At 59.0% G+C, this 23,968-nt stretch carries 21 protein-coding genes; 11 read left to right on the top strand and 10 right to left on the bottom strand.

What is annotated here, in order from left to right; genetic code table 11:
- The first annotated feature begins 23 nt into the window (after positions 1 to 23).
- From oadA to ACP7E4_RS20830, 3 genes are all read left to right on the top strand, one after another.
- Entirely contained in the window at positions 24 to 1,832 is a 1,809-nt protein-coding gene (gene oadA, locus ACP7E4_RS20840) for a sodium-extruding oxaloacetate decarboxylase subunit alpha (protein ID WP_426119279.1), read from the top strand.
- Positions 1,833 to 2,283: 451 nt separating this feature from the next.
- The gene (locus ACP7E4_RS20835; RefSeq protein ID WP_426118254.1) at positions 2,284 to 3,558 is read left to right on the top strand and encodes a type II toxin-antitoxin system HipA family toxin; all 1,275 of its coding nucleotides are present in this window, start codon (positions 2,284 to 2,286) and stop codon (positions 3,556 to 3,558) included.
- Positions 3,555 to 3,833 carry a helix-turn-helix transcriptional regulator gene (locus tag ACP7E4_RS20830; protein WP_426118157.1) on the top strand — a complete coding sequence of 93 codons (279 nt, stop codon included), beginning with the start codon at positions 3,555 to 3,557 and terminating at the stop codon, positions 3,831 to 3,833. Before ACP7E4_RS20835 ends, ACP7E4_RS20830 begins: the two co-directional genes overlap by 4 nt.
- Positions 3,834 to 4,050: 217 nt before the next feature.
- Here the strand turns inward: ACP7E4_RS20830 and ACP7E4_RS20825 are convergent, their stop codons facing one another.
- The 3 genes from ACP7E4_RS20825 to ACP7E4_RS20815 are packed head-to-tail and all read right to left on the bottom strand — an operon-like array spanning position 4,051 to position 5,815.
- Positions 4,051 to 4,722, bottom strand: a complete 672-nt coding sequence (locus tag ACP7E4_RS20825) for a GNAT family N-acetyltransferase (RefSeq protein ID WP_426118158.1) — start codon at positions 4,720 to 4,722, stop codon at positions 4,051 to 4,053.
- An 11-nt stretch (positions 4,723 to 4,733) separates the two neighbouring features.
- The gene (locus tag ACP7E4_RS20820) at positions 4,734 to 5,180 is read right to left on the bottom strand and encodes a GNAT family N-acetyltransferase (RefSeq protein ID WP_426118159.1); all 447 of its coding nucleotides are present in this window, start codon (positions 5,178 to 5,180) and stop codon (positions 4,734 to 4,736) included.
- 11 nt (positions 5,181 to 5,191) lie between these two features.
- Positions 5,192 to 5,815, bottom strand: coding sequence for an FMN-binding negative transcriptional regulator (locus tag ACP7E4_RS20815; protein ID WP_426118160.1), 624 nt, complete (start codon positions 5,813 to 5,815; stop codon positions 5,192 to 5,194).
- 88 nt (positions 5,816 to 5,903) lie between these two features.
- Between ACP7E4_RS20815 and ACP7E4_RS20810 the strand changes: the two genes are divergently transcribed.
- Both ACP7E4_RS20810 and ACP7E4_RS20805 read left to right on the top strand, forming a co-directional pair.
- Complete coding sequence (locus ACP7E4_RS20810; RefSeq protein WP_426118161.1) at positions 5,904 to 7,451, top strand: PLP-dependent aminotransferase family protein; 1,548 nt, start codon at positions 5,904 to 5,906, stop codon at positions 7,449 to 7,451.
- A 278-nt stretch (positions 7,452 to 7,729) separates the two neighbouring features.
- On the top strand, positions 7,730 to 8,941 hold the full coding sequence (locus tag ACP7E4_RS20805) for a YeeE/YedE family protein (RefSeq protein WP_426118162.1): 1,212 nt from the start codon (positions 7,730 to 7,732) through the stop codon (positions 8,939 to 8,941).
- A gap of 13 nt (positions 8,942 to 8,954) precedes the next feature.
- On the opposite strand, the gene tkt is transcribed toward ACP7E4_RS20805, so the two are convergent.
- A complete protein-coding gene (gene tkt, locus ACP7E4_RS20800; RefSeq protein WP_426118163.1) occupies positions 8,955 to 11,039 on the bottom strand; it encodes a transketolase in 2,085 nt (694 codons plus the stop codon).
- Between the two features lie 240 nt (positions 11,040 to 11,279).
- On the opposite strand from tkt, the gene ACP7E4_RS20795 reads away from it, so the two are divergent.
- Positions 11,280 to 12,164, top strand: coding sequence for a bestrophin family protein (locus tag ACP7E4_RS20795; protein WP_331151402.1), 885 nt, complete (start codon positions 11,280 to 11,282; stop codon positions 12,162 to 12,164).
- Between the two features lie 337 nt (positions 12,165 to 12,501).
- On the opposite strand, the gene ACP7E4_RS20790 is transcribed toward ACP7E4_RS20795, so the two are convergent.
- The 3 genes from ACP7E4_RS20790 to ACP7E4_RS20780 form a co-directional block, all read right to left on the bottom strand.
- Positions 12,502 to 12,819 carry a hypothetical protein gene (locus ACP7E4_RS20790; protein WP_426118164.1) on the bottom strand — a complete coding sequence of 106 codons (318 nt, stop codon included), beginning with the start codon at positions 12,817 to 12,819 and terminating at the stop codon, positions 12,502 to 12,504.
- A gap of 2 nt (positions 12,820 to 12,821) precedes the next feature.
- Complete coding sequence (locus tag ACP7E4_RS20785) at positions 12,822 to 13,409, bottom strand: hypothetical protein (protein ID WP_426118165.1); 588 nt, start codon at positions 13,407 to 13,409, stop codon at positions 12,822 to 12,824.
- 183 nt (positions 13,410 to 13,592) lie between these two features.
- The gene (locus tag ACP7E4_RS20780) at positions 13,593 to 14,465 is read right to left on the bottom strand and encodes a LysR family transcriptional regulator (protein ID WP_426118166.1); all 873 of its coding nucleotides are present in this window, start codon (positions 14,463 to 14,465) and stop codon (positions 13,593 to 13,595) included.
- A 156-nt stretch (positions 14,466 to 14,621) separates the two neighbouring features.
- On the opposite strand from ACP7E4_RS20780, the gene ACP7E4_RS20775 reads away from it, so the two are divergent.
- From ACP7E4_RS20775 to ACP7E4_RS20755, 5 genes are read left to right on the top strand one after another with little or no spacing between them, the layout of a single operon-like run.
- The gene (locus tag ACP7E4_RS20775; RefSeq protein ID WP_426118167.1) at positions 14,622 to 15,659 is read left to right on the top strand and encodes an amino acid ABC transporter substrate-binding protein; all 1,038 of its coding nucleotides are present in this window, start codon (positions 14,622 to 14,624) and stop codon (positions 15,657 to 15,659) included.
- Positions 15,660 to 15,688: 29 nt separating this feature from the next.
- Positions 15,689 to 16,843, top strand: a complete 1,155-nt coding sequence (locus ACP7E4_RS20770; protein ID WP_426118168.1) for an amino acid ABC transporter permease — start codon at positions 15,689 to 15,691, stop codon at positions 16,841 to 16,843.
- A 2-nt stretch (positions 16,844 to 16,845) separates the two neighbouring features.
- On the top strand, positions 16,846 to 17,940 hold the full coding sequence (locus ACP7E4_RS20765; protein ID WP_426118169.1) for an amino acid ABC transporter permease: 1,095 nt from the start codon (positions 16,846 to 16,848) through the stop codon (positions 17,938 to 17,940).
- Positions 17,937 to 18,710, top strand: a complete 774-nt coding sequence (locus ACP7E4_RS20760) for an amino acid ABC transporter ATP-binding protein (protein ID WP_020291623.1) — start codon at positions 17,937 to 17,939, stop codon at positions 18,708 to 18,710. Before ACP7E4_RS20765 ends, ACP7E4_RS20760 begins: the two co-directional genes overlap by 4 nt.
- Complete coding sequence (locus ACP7E4_RS20755; RefSeq protein ID WP_426118170.1) at positions 18,707 to 19,666, top strand: isoaspartyl peptidase/L-asparaginase family protein; 960 nt, start codon at positions 18,707 to 18,709, stop codon at positions 19,664 to 19,666. The genes ACP7E4_RS20760 and ACP7E4_RS20755 overlap by 4 nt, the downstream gene beginning before the upstream one ends.
- Positions 19,667 to 19,735: 69 nt before the next feature.
- Here ACP7E4_RS20755 and ACP7E4_RS20750 read toward each other — a convergent pair whose 3' ends face one another.
- From ACP7E4_RS20750 to aspA, 3 genes are all read right to left on the bottom strand, one after another.
- On the bottom strand, positions 19,736 to 20,728 hold the full coding sequence (locus tag ACP7E4_RS20750) for an asparaginase (RefSeq protein WP_426118171.1): 993 nt from the start codon (positions 20,726 to 20,728) through the stop codon (positions 19,736 to 19,738).
- 56 nt (positions 20,729 to 20,784) lie between these two features.
- Positions 20,785 to 22,236, bottom strand: coding sequence for an alanine/glycine:cation symporter family protein (locus ACP7E4_RS20745; RefSeq protein WP_426118172.1), 1,452 nt, complete (start codon positions 22,234 to 22,236; stop codon positions 20,785 to 20,787).
- A gap of 229 nt (positions 22,237 to 22,465) precedes the next feature.
- Complete coding sequence (aspA, locus tag ACP7E4_RS20740; RefSeq protein ID WP_065833974.1) at positions 22,466 to 23,890, bottom strand: aspartate ammonia-lyase; 1,425 nt, start codon at positions 23,888 to 23,890, stop codon at positions 22,466 to 22,468.
- Positions 23,891 to 23,968: the final 78 nt, after the last annotated feature.

The following is a 23,968-nucleotide window of genomic DNA, read 5'->3' as shown; positions in this document are numbered from 1 at the left end:
TGCCGCTACGAGGAGATCCGAATATGAGCAAACAAATTTTCGTAACCGACACCATCCTGCGCGACGCTCATCAGTCGCTGCTGGCGACCCGCATGCGCACCGAAGACATGCTGCCGATCTGCGACAAGCTCGACAAGGTCGGCTACTGGTCTCTGGAATGCTGGGGCGGCGCGACGTTCGACGCCTGTGTGCGCTTCCTCAAAGAAGATCCGTGGGAACGCCTGCGTCAACTGCGCGCGGCGTTGCCCAACACGCGTCTGCAAATGCTGCTGCGCGGCCAAAACCTGCTGGGCTATCGCCATTACAGCGACGACGTGGTCAAGGCTTTCGTTGCCAAGGCCGCCGAAAATGGCATCGACGTGTTTCGCATTTTCGACGCCATGAATGACGTGCGTAACCTGCGCGTGGCTATCGAAGCGGTGAAGGAATCCGGCAAACACGCCCAGGGCACCATCGCTTACACCACGAGTCCGGTGCATACCATCGACGCCTTCGTGGTTCAGGCCAAACAGATGGAAGCCATGGGTTGCGACTCCATCGCCATCAAGGACATGGCCGGCTTGCTGACGCCCTACGCGACGGGCGAACTGGTCAAGGCGCTGAAGGCCGAGCAATCGCTGCCGGTGTTCATCCACTCCCACGACACCGCAGGCCTGGCCGCCATGTGCCAGCTCAAGGCTATCGAGAACGGCGCCGATCATATCGACACCGCCATCTCCAGTTTCGCCTGGGGCACCAGCCATCCGGGCACCGAATCGATGGTCGCTGCGCTCAAGGGCAGCGAGTTCGATACCGGGTTGAATCTGGAATTGCTGCAAGAAATCGGTTTGTACTTCTACGCAGTGCGTAAGAAATATCACCAGTTCGAAAGCGAATTCACCGCTGTCGATACCCGTGTGCAGATCAATCAGGTGCCGGGCGGGATGATTTCCAACCTCGCCAATCAGCTGAAAGAGCAGGGCGCACTCAATCGCATGAGCGAAGTGCTGGCCGAAATTCCACGGGTTCGCAAAGACCTCGGTTACCCGCCGCTGGTGACGCCGACCTCGCAGATCGTTGGCACCCAGGCGTTCTTCAATGTGCTGGCTGGCGAGCGTTACAAAACCATCACCAACGAAGTGAAGCTCTATCTGCAAGGCGGCTACGGCAAAGCGCCAGGCGAGGTGGATGAGAAGCTGCGTCGCCAGGCCATCGGCAACGAAGAGCTGATCGACGTGCGCCCGGCAGATTTGCTCAAGCCGGAAATGACCAAGCTGCGCGGGGAAATCGGCGACGTCGCCAAGTCGGAAGAAGACGTGCTGACCTACGCCATGTTCCCGGACATTGGCCGCAAGTTCCTCGAAGAGCGTTCGGCGGGCACCCTGAAGCCAGAAGTGCTGTTGCCGATTCCGGAAGCTGGCGGCGTGAGCAAGGTGGGCGGCGAAGGCGTACCGACCGAGTTCGTCATCGATGTGCACGGCGAAAGTTATCGCGTCGACATCACCGGCGTGGGCGTCAAGGCCGAAGGCAAGCGCCACTTCTATCTGTCCATCGACGGCATGCCTGAAGAGGTGGTGTTCGAACCGCTCAATGAATTCGTCAGCGGCGGCGCCAGCAAACGCGCCCAGGCCAACGCGCCGGGCCACGTCAGCACCACCATGCCGGGCAACATCGTCGATGTATTGGTCAAGGAAGGCGACATGGTCAAGGCCGGCCAGGCGGTGCTCATCACCGAAGCCATGAAAATGGAAACCGAAGTTCAGGCGTCCATTGCCGGCAAGGTCGTGGCAATCCACGTGGCCAAGGGCGATCGCGTGAATCCGGGCGAAATCCTGATCGAGATCGAAGGCTGATCGCAGCCTTCGACACACAGCTTTAACGATTAACCTCTGGGGGAGCGTAATGCTCCCTTTTTTTTCGCCTGGTTATCGTAAGTTTCATTTGTTGCGAGGCTTGCCCGCGAACATAGAATCTCCAACGGATCTGCACGTACAGCCGATGCATTTGCGTCTACTGGAATGCCGTCTTCCCGGCTAAAGCCGGTCCCACAGTGGGACCGGCTTTAGCCGGGAAGACGTCGGTTCAGACAATACATCTGGCGCCTGGCGGTTGCCCCCAACATAGAATCTCCAACGGAGTTATGGAAACTGCATTAAATTGCGTTTACGGCGAGGCTTTTACGTGAAAAATGCACTATAGTGCAGATCATGTAACTGTTAATGCTCCTGAAGTGCAATAAAATGCAGGTGCCTAAAATTGAATCTCACCCTCCAGGTCTACGGCAACGGAATTTGGCAAGACGCCATGACCTTATCTTTTGCCGAGCCTGCCGTAGGGTTTCTTGGCCCTTGTCGCTTTGCGTATAAGTCAGCCTACGTCCACGCCAATCTCGGCGCCTACCAAAGCCCTTTCGCCCAAGCGGTGAGCGCGCGTCTGCCGCTGGATTTTGATTCCATTTCATTGCCTGCCGCGCCAGCGTTCCTCTATGACATCGTGCCATCAGGTGCAGCCAAACGCTTTCTCATCGCGCACATGGGCCGGGAAAAGCCTGACGGCATGAGCGATGACCTGTATTTGTTGGGCCGCAGCACGCCAGCCCCGGTCGGCAACCTTCGGATTAAAGAGTCGGTCGAAGCGCTGGAGCAAGACGACCCGCTGGGATTCAGCCGCGAGGATGTGGTCAGTCGCGATCAGCGCTTTCTGGAATACGCCTACGAGCAAGGCGCAGCCATTGGCGGTGCTACTGGCGCGGGCGGTGAAGCGCCGAAATTATTGATGACCCAGGGAGCCGACGGCCTGCTTTATCCAGATGCGATCCTTCCCGACGCGCAGGCGCGCGAGCATTGGTTTATCAAGTTCGCGCGCAATCAGGCGCTGACCAACGATCAGGACATTCTTCGCAGCGAGCATTTGTATTACAAGGCCCTGCAAGCGCTCGGCATCGAGACCGTTGCGACTGCGGATCTGGCCCTGGAAGAAGCCAACAAACCGAGCCTGTGGATGCAACGCTTTGATCGTCGCGTGACAGCGCAAGACGTCGAGCGGCTGGCGGTGGAATCGGTTTATTCGCTGGCCGGTGTGACGCTGCCGGGTAGTCCAATGAGTCATCTGGAAGTCATCACGTTGTTGGCGGGGCTCTGGTCGCAGGCCGGGCAGCAAGCCGAAGTGCCGGATCTGGTGGCTGAATACCTGCGCCGCGACCTGATCAATCAGATCCTGGGCAACCCGGATAATCATGGCCGCAACACCGCCGTCATTCGCGGTCATGACAGCTATCGTCTGGCGCCGATTTTTGACCTGGCACCGATGGTCATGGATGTGGAAGGCATAACCCGAAGCACCAAGTGGCCGAGGACAATCGAGCGGGCAGGTGAAGTCGATTGGCGCGCGGCCTGCGATGCGCTAGCCGACATTCTCAATCCGCAGGACGCATTCGAGCGCTTGCGGCATGACGCCCGGCAACTGCGCGCCTTGCCGGACCTGCTGCGCGACAGCGGCTTGCCCCAAGCGACGTTCAACCATCCCGCCATCGCCTTGAAAAACCTCGACCAGCGTCTGCTTGCCTGGGGGCTGCAATGACATTGTCCATGGATGCGCGCGCGCTGCTGATCGACAGCGTTCAGCAGGGAATTGCCGACGGCAGCCTGGAGATCGGCGCGGCCGTCAAACGCCTGCGCGTCGAAGGGGCGAGTCTGCATCAGAGTCAGTTCGCCAAGATGTGCAAGATCTCGGTCCGCACGCTGATTCAAATCGAGCAAGGCGAAGGCAATCCAACCCTGAAATCGCTGAATGCCGTCTTGCGACCGTTCGGTTTGCAGATGGGCGTGGTGCGGCGGCATCGGCAGATTAGTTGATGGGTCTACGCAACATTCACGATAGGACGTACAGCCGCTGTATTTGCGTCTACTGGAATGCCGTCTTCCCGGATAAATCCGGTCCCACACAATCAGCGCGATCCAGTGGGACCGGCTTTAGCCGGGAAGGCGTCGGTTCAGACAAGTACATCTGCGGCGCCTGGCGGTTGACCCCAGACATAGAATCTCCAACGGACTACGGCTGAAGCAGCAGTGACTACCCGCGAAACGCCTCCAGACCTTTCACCTGCTGCCCCGCCTCGAAATTACCCTCGGCCAGCCAACCTTCGAACGCGTTTTGCAGTTCAGGCCATTCGCTGTCGAGTATCGAATACCAGGCGGTGTTGCGGTTCTGCCCTTTCACCACCATGTGCTGGCGGAAAGTGCCTTCGTAACTGAAGCCGAAACGCTCGGCGGCGCGTTTGGAGCGGGCGTTGTCGCCGTTGCATTTCCATTCCAGGCGACGATTGCCCAGCGCGAAGGATTCCTTGGCCAGCAGGTAAATCGCTTCGGTGCCTTTGGGCGTGCGCTGCATGGCGGCGCCGAAGGTGACGTGGCCGATTTCGATGCGGCCGTGGGCTGGAACGATAGACATCAGGCTCAGGATGCCATCCACCGCGCCAGTGGCCTGATCGACGATGGCGTAGAACCAAGGATCGGTGTCTGCGGCGTGGCGCGCCAGCCAGGCGTTGAATTCTTCACGCTGATCAAACGGACCGTAAGGCAGGTAATCCCAGAGTTTCGGGTCTGAGTTCGGGCCTTCCAGTGCCGTCCACAACGCATCGCCGTGGCGCGCGGTGTCGAGTTTCTCCAGGCGAATGAAGCGCCCTTCGAGGGTCGTGCTGTTCGGTAGATTGGCCGGTTGCCAGTGCAGTTGATCGGTGGACATGGGCAGACTTCCTAAAGCATTTTGCGAAATTGAATGTAGCCGGGGCGCTCAGCGATGCGTTCGTACAGTTGAATCCCGGTGGCGTTGGTTTCGTGGGTCAGCCAATGAACCTTGTCGCAACCAGCGGCTTTTGCCGTCGCGTACACATGCTCGATAAGCAACCGGCCGACTCCCGTGCCGCGTTGTTCCGGGGCGACGATCAGGTCTTGAAGGTAACACGCGTTGGCAATGCTCCAGTTCGAGCGGTGGTAGATGAAATGCACCATGCCGACGGCCTTGCCGTCTTTCCAGGCCAGCGCAGCGTTGGTCGGCTCGTTGGCGTCGAGCAGACGTTGCCATGTGGACTCGCTGACGCTGTCCGGCAGTTGCGTCTTATAGAACTGCAAATACGCCTGCCAGAGCGGCAGCCAGGCGGCGTGATCTTGCGCAGTGACAGGACGGATCTGAGTATCGGTCACAACATTCTCCTTCAGCTCATCAAGTGAGCAAGTTCCTGGTCTTTGAGATCAGCGCTGGCAGCCAGCCCGTCGCGAACACCCGCGACGTCAGCGGCTGAGCGGTTCTGGCCAAGCTTGCGTTTGCCTTCCAGACGCTCGACGGGCAGCGTGAAACCGACAATGGCGCCGAGCATTTTTTCGATGTAATCAGCGGGCGCGTCGGCTACTGCCCAAGGGCTGGCGCGGCCGGCTTCATGTTTGTCGGTCAAGCCGCTGACCACTTCCAGCAAACGCGCAGCATCGGTGAACGCCTCGGCAACCCCGTAAGCGTGGATGGCGATGTAATTCCAGGTGGGCACCACTTTGCCGTGTTCGGCTTTGGCCGGGTAAAACGACGGGCTGACGTAAGCGTCTGCGCCGGGGAAAATCACCATGACCTGCGCGCCCTTGGCCAGCGCCTGACATTGCGGATTGGCCTTGGCCAAATGCCCATAAAGCGTGCCGTATGCGCCTTGTTCACGGCGCAGCAGCAACGGCAGATGGCTGGCCTGGATTCCGTCGTCGTCGCTGGTGACCAGAATCGCCAGGCGCGTGTGGTCCATCAACCCGTGCAAACGGTTGAGGTCGTCATCTTTGAAGGCGGCTGGCGTGTACATGAAATTCTCCTTGGCGAATGGAGTAATCCTAGGCAGCCTATTGGTTCTATGTAAGAGCCATTACTGGCAAATTTGATAGGACCAATTCATGTCTGAGCGTCCGTTGTCTTTCCCCTTCAATCTGGCGGGCATTGAACTGGACCGCCGCCACGGTTTGAGTCGCCAGCTGTACGAAGCATTACGTCAGCGGATTCTTGATGGGCGTCTGAGCAGCGGCACGCGTTTGCCTGCCAGCCGGGATCTGGCTGAGTCGCTGTCCATTTCGCGAAACAGCGTGATGCGCGCCTACGATCAGCTCTACGCGGAGGGTTTCACCGACGGGCGAATCGGCGACGGCACTTATGTGGCCTTGTTACCCGACAAGACCATCCCGCTGAAAAAATTATCCACAAAACCATCCACAGGCTTATCAACAAGGTTACCCACAGCCTTATCCACAAATTCACTCGAAACTGATGATATTTCCTCTGAAGAAGTTATCCACAGCCCGGCGCTGGAATTGCTCAAGCGTCATCATCTGAATAAGCCGTCAACGGGCGCGCCACGGGCTTTTCGGGTAGGTATTCCTGCGTTCGATCTGTTCCCGTTTGCCGTTTGGGGCAAGCTGCACGCGGCTTTTTGGCGCAAGCCGGACTTGCGCACCCTGGGTTACGGCGAGGCTGCGGGGGATTGGCGCTTGCGGGAATTGATCGCCGTGTATTTGCGCACTTCACGAGGCTTGCATTGCGCGGCTGAGCAAATAGTAATCACCAGCGGCGCGCAGCAAGCGATTAGCCTTTGTGCACAGCTGCTGATCGAGGCGGGCGATGGCGTCGCAATAGAGAATCCCGGCTATCGCGCGGCGGGTCATGCGTTTGCCATTGCCGGGGCAAAACTGCAGGGCATTTCAGTGGACGGCGAGGGCATGTGCAGCGCGCAACTGCAGCACAGCGCCTGCAAACTGGCCTACGTCACGCCGTCGCATCAGTATCCAACCGGTGTGGTCATGAGTCTGGCGCGACGCCTCGATTTATTGGCCTGGGCGGAGAAAAATCAAAGCTGGATCGTCGAGGATGACTACGACGGCGAGTACCGCTACAGCGGCGCGCCCTTGGCTCCGCTGGCGGCGCTGGATCGTTTTGGTCGGGTCTTGTATGTCGGCACGTTCGGCAAAATCGCCTATCCGGCACTGCGTCTGGGTTATCTGGTTTTGCCGGTTGGCCTGGTGGAGCCGTTCAGCCAGCGGCGTGCCGTGGACATGCGCCATTCGGAGGTCAGCACGCAGGCGGTGATGGCTGAATTTATTGCTTCCGGGCACTTTCAGCGGCATATCCGCCGCATGCGCCGCGCCGCCTTGAACCGACGCGACGCGTTACTGGCCGGTTGGCCCGAAGGCCTGCGCGGTTGCAGCCCGATGCCCAAGGTCGTTGCCGGGCTGCACGTTGCGGTGCGAGTGGACAGCCTCGCCAGGGAACAGGAGCTGATCGAGAAAGCCGAAAGCGTCGGCGTCGAAATCACTCCGCTCAGCGATTATTGGCTGCCGGAGTCCAGCGAGCCTGTGGATAACCGCGCCGGATTGGTGCTGGGATTCGCGGCGGTGCCGGAGGCGGATATTGAAGTGGCGCTGGAGAAGTTGCGGGAGGTTTGGCGGGATTGAAAGGGCACCGGAGCCTCGCTCCAACCGACCTCTGCAACACTCGCGATAGGATGTACAGCCGATGCATTTGCGTCTACTGGAATGCCGTCTTCCCGGATAAATCCGGTCCCACAATCAGCGCGATCCAGTGGGACCGGCTTTAGCCGGGAGGAGGCCAGTCCATTCACATTAACTGCGTCGTCAGAACCCTCGCCTTCCCGGCTAAAGCCGGTCCCACGGAACATAGAGGGAGTTAGCGCGATATACTCGCCGCCATCACCTTTCAACCGAGACTTCTCATGACTACTTCTCTTGCTGCGGCTCCCGCGCGCAAGCCGGGTGCAGCGTTGATTGCTGCGTTTTTGTTGTTGTTCGCGGCGATGTTTCTGCTCAGCAGCGTCGGCGTTCGCCAGGTGCTGTTGCTGATTGTCGGCGCGGCGCTGGGTTTGACGCTGTATCACGCGGCCTTTGGTTTCACGTCAGCGTGGCGGGTGTTCATCCGCGAGCGGCGTGGCGCGGGGCTGCGGGCGCAGATGGTGATGTTGGCCATCGCCGTGGTGCTGTTCTTCCCGGCGTTGGGCGCAGGCACGTTGTTTGGTCAGCCGGTCACCGGACTGGTCGCGCCAGCTGGCGTGTCCGTGGTGTTTGGCGCGTTCATCTTCGGCATCGGCATGCAGATGGGCGGCGGTTGTGCGTCGGGCACGCTGTTCACCGCCGGCGGCGGTAACGCGCGGATGCTGGTGACATTGCTGTTCTTCATCATCGGTTCACTGATCGCCACGCATCACGTCGACTGGTGGTTCTCGCTGCCGTCGTTCCCGGCGACCTCTATCGTGAAAAGCTTTGGCGTGCTTCCGGCGCTGGTACTGAGTCTGGCGGTATTTGCCTTGATCGCCTTTGTCACCCAGCGCCTGGAAAAGCGCCGTCACGGCCAGCTGGAAGCTGCGGTCACCAGCGAACACGTCGGGCTGCGGCGTTTCCTGCACGGTCCGTGGCCGCTGGTGTGGGGCGCGATAGGTTTGGCGTTGCTCAACTATGCGACTCTGGCATTGGCCGGACGTCCTTGGGGGATCACCTCGGCCTTCGCCTTGTGGGGCGCAAAGGTCGCGGGCTCGCTGGGCGTTGATGTTGGCAGCTGGGCGTTCTGGCAGATGCCGGCAAACGCCAAGGCGCTGGCTGCTCCGGTGTGGCAGGACATTACCAGCGTGATGGACATCGGCATCATGATCGGCGCGCTGCTGGCAGCCGGACTGGCGGGACGTTTCGCCCCGAACCTGAAGATTCCGGCGCGCTCGCTGGTGGCAGCGGTGATCGGCGGTTTGCTGCTGGGTTACGGCTCGCGTCTGGCTTACGGTTGCAACATCGGCGCGTACTTCAGCGGCATCGCCTCCGGCAGCCTGCATGGCTGGCTGTGGTTGGTGGCGGCGTATGTCGGGAACGTGGTCGGCGTGAAATTCCGGCCGTTCTTCTTTGTTGGCGAACGGCCGCAGGTTGGGTTGACCGGTTGCTGAAAAGCCCCACACGTTATTTGCTGATCTGCTCCTTCGCCAGCTTCACGATGTTCTCAACGGTGAAGCCAAACCTGGCCTGCAGTTTCTCGATGGGTGCTGAGGCGCCGAAGGTGTTCATGACCACTTTCGCGCCAGTGTTGCCCACGTAGCGATCCCAGCCCATCGGGCCCGCCTGTTCCACGGCAACCCGCGCAGTCACACTGGGCGGGAACACGCTGTCGCGGTAGTTCTGGTCCTGATCCTCGAACAATTCCCAGCTCGGCATCGACACCACGCGTGCGGCGATGCCTTCGGCTTTCAGCTGCTCGTAAGCCTGCACCGTCATGCCGACTTCACTGCCGGTGGCGATCAGAATCACCTGCGGTTCACCGTCCTGCGCATCCGCCAGCACATAGGCGCCTTGCGCGAGACCTTCGGCCGAGGCGTACTGGTTGCGATCCAGCGTGGGCATCGGCTGCCGCGAAAGGATGATGCATGATGGCCGGTTGGTCTGGGCGAGGGCGGTTTTCCAGGCCTGCACGGTTTCGTTGGCATCGCCGGGCCGCAAGGTCAGCACGCCCGGCGTGGCACGCAATTGGGTGAGTTGTTCGATAGGCTGATGCGTCGGGCCGTCTTCGCCAACGCCGATGGAGTCGTGGGTGAAAACGAAAATCACCGGCAATTCCATGATCGACGCCAGACGGATCGGCGGTTTCATGTAGTCGCTGAACACCAGGAATGTCGAGGTGTAAGGCCGCATGTAGGACAGCGCCATGCCGTTGGCAATGGAGCCCATAGCGTGTTCGCGGATGCCGAAGTGCAGGTTGCGTCCGCTGTAGTCCTTGGCCGAATAACTGCCCGCGCCATCGAAGGTCAGGTTGGTTTTGGTCGACGGCGAGAGGTCTGCCGAGCCGCCCAACAGCCACGGGATTTTCGCCGCGAATGCATTGAGCACCTTGCCCCCGGCAGCCCGGGTCGCGATGCCTTTGGCGTCGGTGTCGAAGGTTTCCAGCTCATCCTGCCATTGCTCTGGCATCTCGCCAGCGCGCATGCGGCGCAATTGCTCAGCCAGCTGCGGATCGCTGCGTTTCAGTTCGTTGAGCGTGCCCTCCCAGGCCTCGTAAGTGCCGGCGTTGCGGCGGATCAAACTCTCGCGCAGGCAATCGCGGGCTTCTTCCGGGACGAGGAAGCTGGAATTCTCATCCCAGCCATAGAATTTTTTGGTCAGCTTGATTTCGTCGGCGCCCAGGGGTTCGCCGTGGGCCGCAGCCGTGTTGTGTTTGTGCGGCGAGCCGTAGCCGATCACGCTGTCGACCACGATCAGGGTCGGCGCATCGTCGGTCTGCTTGAAGACTTCGATGGCTCGGGCCAGCGCTGCGGTGTTATTGGCATCGGTGACATGCAGGGTATTCCAGCCGTAGCCTTCGAAGCGGGTCTGCACGTCTTCGCTGAACGCCAGCTCGGTGTGGCCTTCGATGCTGATGGTGTTGTTGTCGTAGATCCAGCACAGGTTGGACAGTTTCAAGTGCCCGGCCATGGACGCGGCCTCGGCGGTCACGCCTTCCATCATGTCGCCGTCGCCGCACAGCACGTAGACGCTGTAATCGAACAAGGTTTTTTGCGGACGATTGAAACGCTCAGCCAGCCACCGTTCGGCCATGGCCATGCCGACGCTGTTGGCACAGCCCTGACCGAGCGGGCCGGTGGTGGTTTCCACGCCAGTAGTCATGCGGTATTCCGGATGGCCGGGCGTCTTGGAGTCGAGCTGACGGAACTGCTCGATGTCTTCCAGGCTCACTGCCGGTTTGCCGGACGAATTGCCGTGTTCATCGATTTCGATAACGCCTGCCAGGTGCAGCAGCGAATACAGCAGCATTGACGCATGGCCGACAGACAGCACAAAACGGTCGCGATTGGGCCAGTCGGGATGTTCAGGGTGATAGCGCAGAAACCGGTTCCACAGCGTGTAACCCACGGGGGCCAGCGCCATCGGCGTGCCTGGGTGGCCGGAGTTGGCCTTCTGCACGGCATCCATGGCCAGTGTGCGAATGGTGTTGATACAGAGTTGGTCGCGTGCGGCGTGTTGTTCGCTGGAGATTGACGTTGAAGACGAGCCCATTGAATTTACCCTCGGTGACGTGCTGCTGAACATCCAGATAAGTGTGGAGCACATCCGGGGGCGGTTTGTTCCTTGAAGTTTTGGTTTCCCGAAGCTGGGCGGCGAGTGGTCGTGTGTCACAGATTCACGCGAAACTTAAACGATTCAGCGATTTCTTCCCCCGCGTGCGAACCATATGCCGCAAACACATTCGAAGCAGGGTATCGGCGTGTACTACGCAGTAGCCATGAGGTAGCCCCATTGCAGCAAGCGATCATCGAGAAATACCGATTTCTGATTAAAACCATTGGCTACGTCGGCTGGTCGTTGTTCTGGCTGTTGATCTGGGACGTGATCGTCACGGTCGACTTCATGCTGTTCCTGGATCGCAAGATCAGCCTGCCCGCCTTGCCGCTGACGTTGCTGGGTTCGGCGCTGGTGGTGCTGACCAGTTTTCGTAACTCCAGTGCGTACAACCGCTGGTGGGAAGCGCGCACGTTGTGGGGCGCACTGGTCAACAATTCCCGCAGCTTCGCCAGACAAGTGCTGACGCTGATCGAGGATGACGGCGACATCAATCCGGCCAAGGCCGTACTGCTGCGTCGGCATGTGGCCTACGTGAAATGCCTGTCCGCGCATTTGAAAGGCGGCTCATGCGGTGAAGAAGTGCAGTCGCTGATCACCCGCGAGGAATATTCGCGGCGCCACGACACCAATAACTTCCCCAACGACGTGCTCAACGCGTCCGCCGCGCTGCTCGCCAAGGAATACGACGCCGGTCGCCTGGACAGCATTCGCCTGGCGCGCATCGAGACGACGCTGGTGGAAATTTCCAACTGCCAGGGCGGCATGGAACGGATCGCCAACACGCCGTTACCTTACCCGTACGTGGCGTTTCCGCGGCTGTTCATCAGCCTGTTCTGCGTGATCGTGCCGATCGGTCTGGTCGACACCCTCGGCTGGTTCACCCCGCTGGCGTCCACCGTAGTTGGCTTCATGCTGCTGGCCATCGAGAAAATCGGCACCGACCTGCAAAGCCCGTTCAGCGCCAGCGAGCACGAAATCCAGATGACCGCGCTGTGCGACAACATCGAACGTAACCTGGATTCAATGCTCAGGGATGCGCGGGTGGAAAGTACAGTTTGAGTCGCGCCACGCGCCCTTGACGTAGGACGGGACTTGTCCCCGAAAGCGATAGCTCCAGTGGCGTTAACCTTCCGGATTTTCGTCGTCAGGACGGTCGCATTCGGGGACAAGTCCCCTCTCATCAAACAACACATATCCATATGGCGTGACGAGGAACCGTGGGACCGGATTTATCCGGGAAAGCGGCATTTCTGACGAGGAAGACGCAGCGGATGTACCGACCTCTTCCCGGATGAATCCGGTCCCACTGAACTGTTTGCTGCGCGACAGCGCGGCGTCTGGACGACGGGGAATCTCCTACCGACCTAATAGCCTGGCCAAGAACTATTGGAGAGTTCTAGATCCCCATGCCAGCCATTGCAACCCTGCTTTTATAGTTCAACAACACCCTCCCTCCACAGGCTTTGAAGATTTTCGAATCATCATTCAGTCGCTTTATGAAGCGTGTTATCGCGGACTTGGCCAGTTGTGATAGCGCATTTCCAAATGTGACTGGCTCCGGGACAAGAATCATGGCGGCAGTACAGCTTCGCATCTCCCTCATCATTTCCATCACCAGATTCAGTAACTCCGTAGTCATTTCCCAGTTTTCAGCTTGAGGCCCGTACCAGGCGACGAGCACTTCTTTCAACTCTCTTTTATCTTTTTCATCCATGATTAAAAACTCCGCTTTTTAATGCTTTTCAGAATCTCCTTGGCTCGCTCTAGTGTCCCTTTGACACTAATGAGATGAGTCGACTTACCCGAAAAAACCAGGATGCGATATTCAGCGTCTGAGGCAGATTTTTCCTGGAATATGGCTTCTAATTCTGGGCCAATGCTGTATTTTGTCAGTTGGGTCTGACAGTTAATTTTCAAATCTGAACGCATGTTGTCGATGAGCTTTTGATCGGCTTTGTTAAGATCGGAAATATTATCGAGGCCGTATAAATAACTATCGAGTTTGGCGGCAGAAATGCGGCGGGTTGTGAACTTTGAAAGTGTTTCACTTATGCTGTTGTCTGTTATTAGTTGGTAGCTGATATATTCCTTTTCCGGATAGGTTGCCATGACGCCATCAAAGGCTAGAAGTGCGTCTGGTCTTTCAGTTAAGTCAAACTGGTACGGACCTGCAATAACACGCAGGCCTTTGCCTTGGTGATAATCAAGAAACTTTGAGTCTGGTGGCTTTAAAACACAACTGTCAGCCCAGGCTGCCGAGCTAAAAATTAAAACGGCTATAGTAAACAGCGGATCTTTTCGCATCGATATCAAGCCTCTCACAGGAGTGGTGAGAGTTTCTTTCTATATTGTGATTCATTTCTATAAGCTGATTCTGGATATAACGTAGGAAATATCGCCTCATGGTGAAAATCCTAAGTTATTGATTAGGCGGCCGTAAATATCGGAAGCCGCAACGGCAGCGAACCAAACCGATGCCATAGGATCTCAGGAAATTCTCTGCCAGAACGCATCTGCCTCGGGATTACGGTTGCCGCGCCAGCGGACCAGGATGACTTCGAGGTGATCGGACTGCATGTCTGGATACAGGCGGACCAATTCCTGGCGTTCGATCAAGGGCGCGACCATCGTGTGTGGCATGCAGGCGACGCCATGGCCGCTGGCCGCCATTGGCTTGAGCGCTTCGGAAACGGTGGCTTCGAACACCCGTCGCAAGCGATGCGGTTCGGGATGGCGCTCGATTTGAACGCGGGATAGATCGTGCAACTGCGCGCTGCGGGCGTAAGTCAGCCAGGGAATGGGTTCGTCCGACGCCGCACAGCGTGCCGCCAGCTCGGGCGTTGCCACCCAATAAAGCTCGTCATGTCCCAGGGATAACACTTCAAACTCACTCTGCCGCGAATACGGCTCGGTCTGCGCATCGCCATAAAACAGAATGAAGTCGCAACGTCCCGACATCAGCGCCATGTAGTAATCGTCGGTGCTGCGGTAGCCGGTATCGATTCGGGTGAACATCGGGATTTGCGGCGACGAGAATTGGCTGATCCAGTCCGGGAAGAAGTTACACGCCAGGGTATGCAGCGACGCAAAGGTCAGCGGCCTATCGAGGATCTTCACGCTTTGCTCGCAATCGCGGGCCAGGCGCACCAGTTCCAGCGCATTGGGCAGCAGCGCTTCACCGGCGGCGGTCAGGCGGATCGGGTTCTTGCTCCGATCAATCAGGGTCGCGCCCAGATACGCTTCCAGCAGTTGAATACGCCGGCTGAGCGCCGATTGTGACGAGCCGCGCATGCTGGCCGCTGCCGTGAATTTACCGGTGTCGGCCAGCGCAAGAAAATCCTGATACCAATCGATGTCCATGGTGTTATTCCGAAATTCGATAGCCTGTTCAGCATAGTGGATCAACAGTTACTAACACATGCCTGTTTTCTGTCGTTATTGTGCAGGCAGTCGCCACCTGCCGATACGTCGTGGTTCATCCCAATAAGAATTAGAACGCTGTAGAAGGAGCATGTTATGCAAAAACGGAATGGCCTAAAGAATTTTCTGACTTCATCAATGCTGCTGGCCAGCCTTCTGGGCGCTGCCGCTGCGCAGGCAGGTGTGCTGGATAAAGTGAAGGCCCACGACGCGGTGCGCTGTGGTGTTGCCAGTGACAAGCCAGGGTTTTCGTTGATCGACGACAAAGGCCAATGGACGGGCATGGATGTAGATCTATGCCGTGCCGTAGCCGCTGCGGTGTTGGGCGACGCCAATAAGGTCGAGTACATCGCGACTACCGCGAAGAATCGTTTCACGGCCCTGGCGTCCGGTGAAATCGACGTGCTGTCGCGCGCCACGTCCTGGACTGCTGATCGTGTTGCCAGCCTTGGTGTGGACTTCACCACCGTGTGGTTCTACGACGGCCAGGGTTTCATGACTCACGCCAAGGACGGTATCGCGAAACTCACAGATCTGGATGGTGCAACGTTCTGCCTGTCACCGGGCACCACCTCAGAGCAGAACCTGGAAGACTATTTCGGCCAGCGCGGCCTGACGTACAAAACCGTGATCATTGAAAAGAGCCCCGAGCTGTTTGCGGCCTTTCAAAGCGGGCGTTGCAATGCCATCTCCAACGACCTGTCCGGTCTGGCTTCGCGCCGTGCAATCATGAACAACCCGCAAGACTACGCGCTGCTGCCTGAAGTGATTTCCAAAGAGCCTTTGGGCGCATTCGTGGCGCAGGGCGATACGGTCTGGCGCAACGTGGTGACCTGGACCGCCTATGCATTGATGACTGCCGAAGAGTTCGGCATCAGCTCGACAAACGTCGATGAGATGCGCGACAAGAAGGGTGGATCAGCTGACGTTGCACGTTTGCTGGGCAAGGAAGGGACTGTCGGCAAATCCTTCGGCCTCGATAACGACTGGGCGTATCGGGCGATCAAGCAAGTGGGCAACTACGCGCAAATCTATGAGCGCAATCTGGGCGAAAAAACCGTCCTCAACTTTCCCCGTGGCCTGAACCGCTCGTGGAAAGACCAAGGCTTGCTCTACGCGCCGCCTATTCGCTGATCGAATCACCACCGAACGGAATTACTGTCATGTGGACCCAACGCCTGCAGAGCGCTCGAGTGCTGAGCGTGTTGCAACAAGGGCTTGTGCTGGCCGTTGTTGCAGCTGTGTTTTACCTGTTGGCGCACAACGCCAGCCTCAATTTGAAAGCGCTGAATATCGCCTCTGGGTTTGGCTTTCTGGATGAGCGTGCCGGTTACGACATCAGCTTCAAATTGATCGATTACACCCCTAACGATACCTACGCTCGTGCGTATCTGGTGGGGCTGCTCAACACCTTGCTGGTGTCGGTGATGAGCATCGTGATGGCAACGGTGCTCGGCGTGGCGTTGGGCCTGTGTAAGGTTTCGGAGAACTGGTTGATCAGTCGCCTGGCCGGTGCCTGTATCGAATTTCTGCGCAACGTGCCGTTGGTGGTGCATCTGGTCTGGTGGTACGGGCTGGCGCTGGCATTGCCCGGCGTGCGGCAGGCGATTTCGTTGTTCGATGTGGCTTATTTGAGCAACAGCGGCTTGATGTTGCCGTGGCTGGCCCAGGGTTCGCTGGTCGGTTGGGGCGTGCTGTTGATGGTGATCGGCGCATTGCTGGCTTATGTCAGCTGCCGTGTGCGGGAAGCCAAAGCGCCGTGGCATGGTTTTGCCGGGCGGCGTTGGCCCTGGCTGCTGGCGGGCGCTGTGCTGTTGCCGCTGCTGGTCTATGCGCTGAGCGATGCGCAGTTGACCTGGGAAGTCCCGGCCCGCAAAGGCTTCGGTTTCCACGGCGGCGTAGCGTTGGTGCCGGAGATGCTCGCCTTGTGGTTGGCCTTGTCGTTCTACAGCGCCAGTTACATCGCTGAAACCGTGCGCGGCGCCATTCAATCGGTACAGCGCGGCCAGTACGAAGCGGCCAGGGCGCTGGGTTTCGAATACGGGTCGACCATGCGCCAGCTCATCGTGCCGCAAGCGGTTTACCCGATGATTCCGCAGATCACCAACACCTACCTGAACATCGTCAAGAACTCCTCGCTGGGCGTCGTGGTGGGTTTCATGGAACTGGTGTCGTCAACCGGCGGCACTACCTTGAACCAGACCGGACAGGCCATTGAATGCATCGCCTTGGTCATGGGCACGTATTGCGTGATCAGCCTGCTGATTTCCATTGCGATGAATATCTACAACCACCGTATCAGCCTGCGGGGTCATTGAGGATGAACGCGATCAATCAAGCTGCCGCCTTACGCTTGCCGCCGCGCCAGCCATTGCTGGTACGCGCTCAGACGTGGACCCATAAACATTTATTTCCCAGCATCGGCCACGGCCTGCTGACTGTGCTGGTGCTCGGCCTGTTGTTCTGGCTGGTGCCAAAAGCGATGAGCTGGCTGATTTTTGATGCCACGTTCGTCGGCACCAGCCGCACAGAATGCAATCCCCACGGGGCGTGCTGGTTGCCGATTACCCAACGCTGGAATCTGTTCGTCTACGGCTTCTATCCCGAAGCCGAGCGTTGGCGGGTGACGCTGGCGCTGGTGTTGGCCGTCGCCGCGTTTGTGCTGCTGTTTTTCCGGCGTCTGGATCGTCGCCTGCTGATCGGCTATCTGGCCTTGCTGCCAGTGGTCATGTGGTGGCTGCTCAAGGGCGGCGCTGGCCTGCCGGAAATTTCATCGACCAAGTTCGCCGGGATGATGGTCACGGTGTTCCTCGGCACCGTGGGCATGATCTTCGCCTTGCCGCTGGGCATCCTGCTGGCGTTGGGGCGGCGGTCGAAGAAACCGGTGATTCGCATCCTTAGCGTGATGTATATCGAGCTGGTGCGCTCGGTGCCGGTCATTTCGTTGCTGTTCATGGCGTCGCTGATGATCCAGCTGTTCCTGCCACCGGGTTCGATGTTCGACATCCTGCTGCGGGTGCAGTTGGTCCTGATCCTGTTCACGGCGGCGTACATGGCGGAAACCCTGCGCGGCGGCTTGCAGAACCTGCCCAAGGGCCAATACGAAGCGGCGCTGGCGTTGGGCTTCGGCTACTGGAAAACCATGGGCCAGATTGTTCTGCCGCAAGTCCTGAAGCAGTCGATTGCACCGCTGCTGACGCAGTTCATCGGCCTGTTCAAGGAAACCACGCTGGTGATGATCGTGGGTGTGCTGGATATCGTCGGCATCGCCATGAGTACGGCGGCCGCACCGGAATGGGTGGGCTATGGCCATGAGATCTACATATTCCTGGCGATTTATTTCTTCGTCGTCTGCTTCGCACTGTCGCGCTATGCCCGGCACCTTGAAAAGAAACTGGAACAGAACCGCTCATGACTGATCATCGCGAGACTGACGCAGCGCCCATCGTGCGCATCGAAAACCTGAACAAATGGTACGGCAACGCGCATGTGCTCCGGGACATCTCCCTTTCGGTAAAGCCAGGCGAAAAGGTCGTGATCTGCGGGCCTTCGGGTTCGGGAAAATCGACCCTGATCCGCTGCATCAATCAGCTGGAACACCACCAGCAGGGCGTTATCGAGGTGCTGGGCGAAGTGCTGGACGACAACGTGAAGCGGCTGGAGCGGATTCGTCGCCAGGTCGGCATGTGCTTCCAGCATTTTAATCTGTTCCCTCACCTGACCGTGCTGAAAAACTGCACCTTGCCGCAAACCTCCAACCTCGGTGTGCCGCAGGATGAAGCGATTGAGCGCGCGCTGACGTTGCTGGACAAAGTCCAGATGCGCGCCCACGCCAATAAGTTTCCTTCCCAGCTGTCCGGCGGCCAGCAGCAACGCATCGCCATCGCCCGGGCGCTGTGCATGCAGCCCAAAGTCATGTTGTTCGACGAACCGACCTCGGCCCTGGACCCGGAAATGATCGCCGAAGTGCTGGAGGTCATGACCGGTCTTGCCCAGGACGGCATGACCATGATCTGCGTGACCCACGAAATGGGCTTCGCCCGCAAAGTCGCGGATCGCGTGGTGTTCATGGATCAGGGGGAAATTGTCGAGCAAGCCACGCCGGAACGCTTTTTCTCGGCGCCCGAATCAGAGCGCACCCGACGCTTTCTCAATCAGATTCTCGATCACGGAGTCCATGCATGATGGCCAATCCAATCGCTATCGCGCTGCATGGCGGCGCAGGCGTACTGACCCCCGGTTTGTTGACCGTGGACGATGAAAACGCAATTCACGACGCGTTGTTGCGTGCCCTCAAAGCCGGGCTGGCATTGCTGGAGCAGGATGGCAGCAGTCTGGATGCCGTGCAGGCAGCGGTCGTCGAGCTAGAAGAGTGTCCCTGGTTCAATGCGGGCAAAGGCGCGGTGTTCACCCATGCGGGCGATCACGAGCTGGATGCGGCGATCATGACCGGCGGCAATCGCCAAGCTGGCGCTGTGGCCGGTATTCACAACGTGCGCAATCCGATTCTGGCGGCGCGAGCGGTACTGGAACACAGCGAGCACGTCTTGCTTGCTGGCGTTGGCGCGGACAGCTTTCTTGCCGAGCAGAATCTGGAGCGGGTCGATAACGACTGGTACGACACTGACCTGCGCCGTCGGCAATGGGAAATGCAACGCCAACAACCGGATAGCGTCTCTCTGGAGCCGGGCGGCATCGACAAGAAGTTCGGAACCGTTGGTGCGGTTGCCCTGGATCGCCACGGCCATGTCGCAGCGGCCACCTCCACGGGCGGCATCACCAACAAGCGTTACGGACGAATCGGCGACTCACCGTTGATTGGTTCCGGCACCTGGGCCGATAACCGCAGCGCAGCCATTTCGGCGACCGGGCACGGCGAGTTTTTCATTCGCACAGTGGTCGCGCACAACATCGCGTCCCGCGTGCTATTGGTCGGCGAAGACCTTCACACTGCTTGCGATACCGTTGTCTGTGGCGAACTGAAAACCATGGGCGGCAATGGCGGGGTGATCGCAGTCTCTCCCTCAGGTGAGACGGTGCTGAGCTTCAATACGCCTGGCATGTATCGGGCATGGCGTGATGCGGAAGGTGATCTGCATACGGCGATTTATGCCGAGGATGATCGCTGTCACCGCGCTTGAGTTGTAGGCGGTGGGTAAGCGCGGAGCCAGGGACAAGTCCTACATCCCTGGCTGCCGGCAATCTGCTGTTTAACGCAGTTCCCCACACAAATCCCGCTCAACCAACTGCCGCACCTGTTCGGTATCCAGCCCTGAACCCAGCAATGCATGCAGTTTGCCCAGCGCCGCTTCGCGGGTCATGCCGCCGCCGGACAGCACGCCGACTCCACGCAAAAGGCTGCCTGCTTCGTAGACGTCCAGCTCGACACCACCTTCATGGCATTGAGTGATCGCCACGACGCAGATCCCGCGACGGTAGGCCCGGTCGAGGCTTGCAAGGAACTGGGCGTCATGACTCGGCCCGGTGCCGCTGCCGAAGCATTCCAGCACCAGCCCCTGAATACCGCTTTCGATGATGGCATCCACCTGAGCGGCGCCGATACCGGGGAACAGCGGCAGGACGGCAACGCTGGCCAGGGTTTTTGGCTGACGGTAATCCAGCTGTGCAGGGCGCGGATAGGCGGACTCGCCGCCATGGGAGCGATTCAGCGCAGCGAAAGGATGGCGTCCGAAGCTGCGGATTTTCGCGCAGCGTGTCGGTGCCAGCAGTTCGCCGTGGAAGTACAGATGCACTCCCGGCGCGAGACCTTTACCCAGGGCGAGCAAGGCACAGTTGACGTTTTCCCAGGCATCGCTGCCGGGCGCGCCCGCTGGCAGCATGGACCCGGTGAATACCACCGGCGCGTCGAGTCCCAACAACTGGAAACCCAGCGCCGCCGCGCTGTAGGCCAGGGTATCGGTGCCATGCAGCACCAGCACCGCATCGCAGCCATCGACATCAACGGCTTCGACCACCGCTTCGCGCAGGCGCAGCCAGTAGGACGGCGTCATGTTGGCGCTGTCGATCAGCGGCGACATCTCGCGAAAGCGCCACTGCGGAACGACCAGCTCGGGCTGATCAGCCAATTGCTCGGCCATTCGCGCATCAAAGCCCGATGCCGGAGCCAGGCCATTGGCAGTGGCTTGCATGCCAATCGTGCCGCCGGTGTAGAGGACCATGACGTTTCGAGCTTCGCGATGCATACGCTTTTCCTCTGAGTGATCAAACAAACGGCAGGCCGGCAAAGCCTGCCGGATGATTAACGGGCGTCGGTGACGGGCTTGCCGGCAACCGCCGTTTCGGCTTCAGCCTGAACGGTCGGGTTTTTCGGCCAGGCCTTGAGGTCCAGATCCAGATCCGGGAACTTGCTCGAATCGAACACTGGCGTCTTGATCCCCGCCTTACGCTGGTCGTCGTAGTCCCGCAGGATACGCATCCCCACTTTAAACAGCATCGCCAACGCAATCAGGTTAACGAAGGCCAGCAAGGTCATGGTGATGTCGGCGAACGCAAACACAGTACCGAGGTTTTCCACAGCGCCCCACATGATCAGCACCAACACCAGCGCACGATAGCCGATCAATGCCTTGCGGCTCTCGCCGATCAGGAAGCGCAGGCTGTTTTCGCCCAGATAGTAGTTGTAGAGGATCGAGGTGAACACGAACAACGCCAGCGCGACGCTGATGAACATCCGGCCCCAGTCGCCGACCACTGCCGCCAGGGAGTTCTGGGTCAAAGCGATGCCGTTGCCTTCGAAGCCGGGCGTGTAGAAACCCGAGAGCAGAATCAGCAAGGCGGTACAGGTGCAGATCACGAAGGTATCGAGGAACACGCTGAATGCCTGGACCACACCTTGTGCAACCGGGTGCTCGACTTGTGCTACCGCCGCCACATTGGGCGCGCTGCCCAGACCCGCTTCGTTGGCGAATACGCCGCGCTTCACGCCCATCACGATGGCGCTGCCGATCAGGCCGCCGAATACCGGGTCCAGACCGAAGGCGCTCTTGACGATGGTTTCCAGCATGGCCGGAACATGGTCGAACTGCAGCACGATGACGTAAATGGTGACGGCGATGTAAACCAGCGTCTTGACCGGAACCAGCAAGTCAGCGATGGCCGCGATACGCTTGATCCCGCCGACGAACACCAGACCCAGCAACGCCGCCAGGGCAATCCCGGTCTTGAGCGGGTCAATGCCGAATGCAGCGTTCAGCGAGTCGGTCACGGCGTGGGATTGCAGGCCGTTGAACGCGAAGCCGAAGGTCACCAGCAGCAAAACCGCCATGACCATGCCCAGCCAGCGTTTGCCCAGACCGTGCTGGATGTAATACGACGGACCGCCGCGATACTGGCCTTCGGAGTCGCAACGTTTGTACAGCTGACCCAGCGAGCATTCGAAGAAGCTGCTGGCCATGCCGACCAGTGCGGTGACCCACATCCAGAACACGGCCCCCGGGCCGCCCATGGTGACGGCTATGCCGACACCGGCAATGTTCCCCGCGCCGACGCGGCCGGCAAGGCTGAGCATCAATGCCTGGAATGAACTGAGCTGGCCCGAGCTGCTGCGCAGGCTGTCCCGAAAAACGGCAAACATATGGAAAAAGTGGCGGAACTGCACGAATCGCGAACGAATCGTGAAATAGCTGCCTAGCCCTACGATCAGTACGATCAGCACTTTGCCCGAGAGGAAGTCGTTGATGACTTCAAGCATTGGTAAATCCTCGCTGTTGTTTTTAGGGGGCGCGCACTATACCGGTGCGCTGGTGTTGCGTCTGCAATCGGTTTCCTTTTTGTAACGCACTGACTTCCTTGAGGTTTGTAGCCGCTTTCGGTTTTGCGGGTAAAAAAAAGGGTCCGAGAGAATGATCTCTGGACCCTCAAAAGGGAGAGGGGTGTCTAGGCCCTCAGCCTGGTGAGCGTGGTGCGTAAAACGGATTGCGTTATGCCTTCAGCGGCACAAGGCGTGGAGCGATCATGTTTTCCGGGCGCAGGATGTCGGCCAGCATGGCGTCATCGAGCAAGCCTTCTTCGCGCACCAGTTCCAGAACGCCCCGACCGCTTTCCAGGGCAATTCGGGCGATACGCGTGGCGTTTTCGTACCCGATGTATGGGTTCAGCGCAGTGACAAGTCCGATGGAGTGTTCCACCAGTTCACGGCAGCGTGCTTCGTTGGCGGTGATGCCGACGATGCAGTGCTCGCGCAGCATGTCCATGGCGCGTTGCAGCAAGCGGATCGAGTCGAAAATCTTGTAGGCAATCAGCGGCTCCATCACGTTGAGCTGCAATTGGCCGCCTTCAGCCGCCATGGTCAGCGCCAGGTCGTTGCCGATGATTTCGAAGGCCACCTGATTGACCGCTTCCGGGATAACCGGGTTGACCTTGCCGGGCATGATCGAGCTGCCGGGTTGACGCGCTGGCAGGTTGATTTCGTTGATACCGGTGCGTGGGCCGCTGGACAGCAGGCGCAAGTCGTTGCAGATCTTCGACAGCTTGACCGCAGTGCGCTTGAGCATGCCGGAGAACAGCACGAAGGCGCCCATGTCGGACGTGGCTTCGATCAAGTCGGCCGCCGGAACCAACGGTTGACCGCTGATGGTCGCCAGGCGCGAAACAGCCAGGTGCTGATAGCCCGGATCGGCGTTGATGCCGGTGCCGATGGCGGTGCCGCCCAGGTTCACTTCGGTGAGCAGCTCCGGCGCGAGGCTGCGCAGGCGGTTCAGGTCTTCGTTGAGTGTGGTGGCGAAGGCGCGGAATTCCTGGCCGAGGGTCATCGGCACAGCGTCCTGCAACTGGGTACGACCCATTTTCAGCACGTGGTTGAATTCCTGGCCCTTGGCCGCGAACGCCTGGATCAGGCTGTCGAGGCTGGCGAGCAGGGCGTCGTGACCCAGCAGCAGACCCAGGCGAATGGCCGTCGGGTAAGCATCGTTGGTCGACTGCGCCATGTTCACGTCGTTATTCGGGTGCAACTGGTTGTAATCGCCTTTCTCAAGGCCCATCGCTTCAAGGGCGATGTTGGCGATCACTTCGTTGGCATTCATGTTGGTCGAAGTGCCAGCGCCGCCTTGAATCATGTCCACCACGAATTGATCGTGGAAATCGCCACGGATCAAACGCGCACACGCCTCGCTGATCGCTGCATGCTTGGTCGCATTGAGGTGGCCCAGCTGATGGTTGGCATCGGCGGCTGCCTGCTTGACCATCGCCAGCGCTACAACCAGCTTCGGGTAGTGGGAAAGCGGAACGCCGGAGAGGTGAAAATTGTTCACCGCTCGCAGGGTCTGAATACCGTAATACGCGTCAGCGGGTACTTCGAGAACACCAAGCAGGTCTTTTTCGATGCGCGATGATGCAGGCGAGGACATGATAGAGATAATCTCAAAAAGGGCATGGGACATGCCGGAGCGCTTCGAATACTGGGCTTTCAGGCTAAACTTGACCAA

This window comes from Pseudomonas sp. DSP3-2-3 (genome assembly GCF_049898225.1).
Lineage (GTDB): Bacteria > Pseudomonadota > Gammaproteobacteria > Pseudomonadales > Pseudomonadaceae > Aquipseudomonas.
This window is presented reverse-complemented; position numbering and strand designations above follow the sequence as displayed.

What these genes read in the sequence shown, in the direction of transcription:
- oadA (WP_426119279.1), top strand. Translation starts at nt 24, where the DNA reads ATGAGCAAACAAATTTTCGTAACCGACACCATCCTGCGCGACGCTCAT.
- ACP7E4_RS20835 (WP_426118254.1), top strand. Translation starts at nt 2,284, where the DNA reads ATGACCTTATCTTTTGCCGAGCCTGCCGTAGGGTTTCTTGGCCCTTGT.
- ACP7E4_RS20830 (WP_426118157.1), top strand. Translation starts at nt 3,555, where the DNA reads ATGACATTGTCCATGGATGCGCGCGCGCTGCTGATCGACAGCGTTCAG.
- ACP7E4_RS20825 (WP_426118158.1), bottom strand. Translation starts at nt 4,722, where the DNA reads ATGTCCACCGATCAACTGCACTGGCAACCGGCCAATCTACCGAACAGC.
- ACP7E4_RS20815 (WP_426118160.1), bottom strand. Translation starts at nt 5,815, where the DNA reads ATGTACACGCCAGCCGCCTTCAAAGATGACGACCTCAACCGTTTGCAC.
- ACP7E4_RS20810 (WP_426118161.1), top strand. Translation starts at nt 5,904, where the DNA reads ATGTCTGAGCGTCCGTTGTCTTTCCCCTTCAATCTGGCGGGCATTGAA.
- ACP7E4_RS20805 (WP_426118162.1), top strand. Translation starts at nt 7,730, where the DNA reads ATGACTACTTCTCTTGCTGCGGCTCCCGCGCGCAAGCCGGGTGCAGCG.
- tkt (WP_426118163.1), bottom strand. Translation starts at nt 11,039, where the DNA reads ATGGGCTCGTCTTCAACGTCAATCTCCAGCGAACAACACGCCGCACGC.
- ACP7E4_RS20790 (WP_426118164.1), bottom strand. Translation starts at nt 12,819, where the DNA reads ATGGATGAAAAAGATAAAAGAGAGTTGAAAGAAGTGCTCGTCGCCTGG.
- ACP7E4_RS20785 (WP_426118165.1), bottom strand. Translation starts at nt 13,409, where the DNA reads ATGCGAAAAGATCCGCTGTTTACTATAGCCGTTTTAATTTTTAGCTCG.
- ACP7E4_RS20780 (WP_426118166.1), bottom strand. Translation starts at nt 14,465, where the DNA reads ATGGACATCGATTGGTATCAGGATTTTCTTGCGCTGGCCGACACCGGT.
- ACP7E4_RS20775 (WP_426118167.1), top strand. Translation starts at nt 14,622, where the DNA reads ATGCAAAAACGGAATGGCCTAAAGAATTTTCTGACTTCATCAATGCTG.
- ACP7E4_RS20770 (WP_426118168.1), top strand. Translation starts at nt 15,689, where the DNA reads ATGTGGACCCAACGCCTGCAGAGCGCTCGAGTGCTGAGCGTGTTGCAA.
- ACP7E4_RS20765 (WP_426118169.1), top strand. Translation starts at nt 16,846, where the DNA reads ATGAACGCGATCAATCAAGCTGCCGCCTTACGCTTGCCGCCGCGCCAG.
- ACP7E4_RS20760 (WP_020291623.1), top strand. Translation starts at nt 17,937, where the DNA reads ATGACTGATCATCGCGAGACTGACGCAGCGCCCATCGTGCGCATCGAA.
- ACP7E4_RS20755 (WP_426118170.1), top strand. Translation starts at nt 18,707, where the DNA reads ATGATGGCCAATCCAATCGCTATCGCGCTGCATGGCGGCGCAGGCGTA.
- ACP7E4_RS20750 (WP_426118171.1), bottom strand. Translation starts at nt 20,728, where the DNA reads ATGCATCGCGAAGCTCGAAACGTCATGGTCCTCTACACCGGCGGCACG.
- ACP7E4_RS20745 (WP_426118172.1), bottom strand. Translation starts at nt 22,236, where the DNA reads ATGCTTGAAGTCATCAACGACTTCCTCTCGGGCAAAGTGCTGATCGTA.
- aspA (WP_065833974.1), bottom strand. Translation starts at nt 23,890, where the DNA reads ATGTCCTCGCCTGCATCATCGCGCATCGAAAAAGACCTGCTTGGTGTT.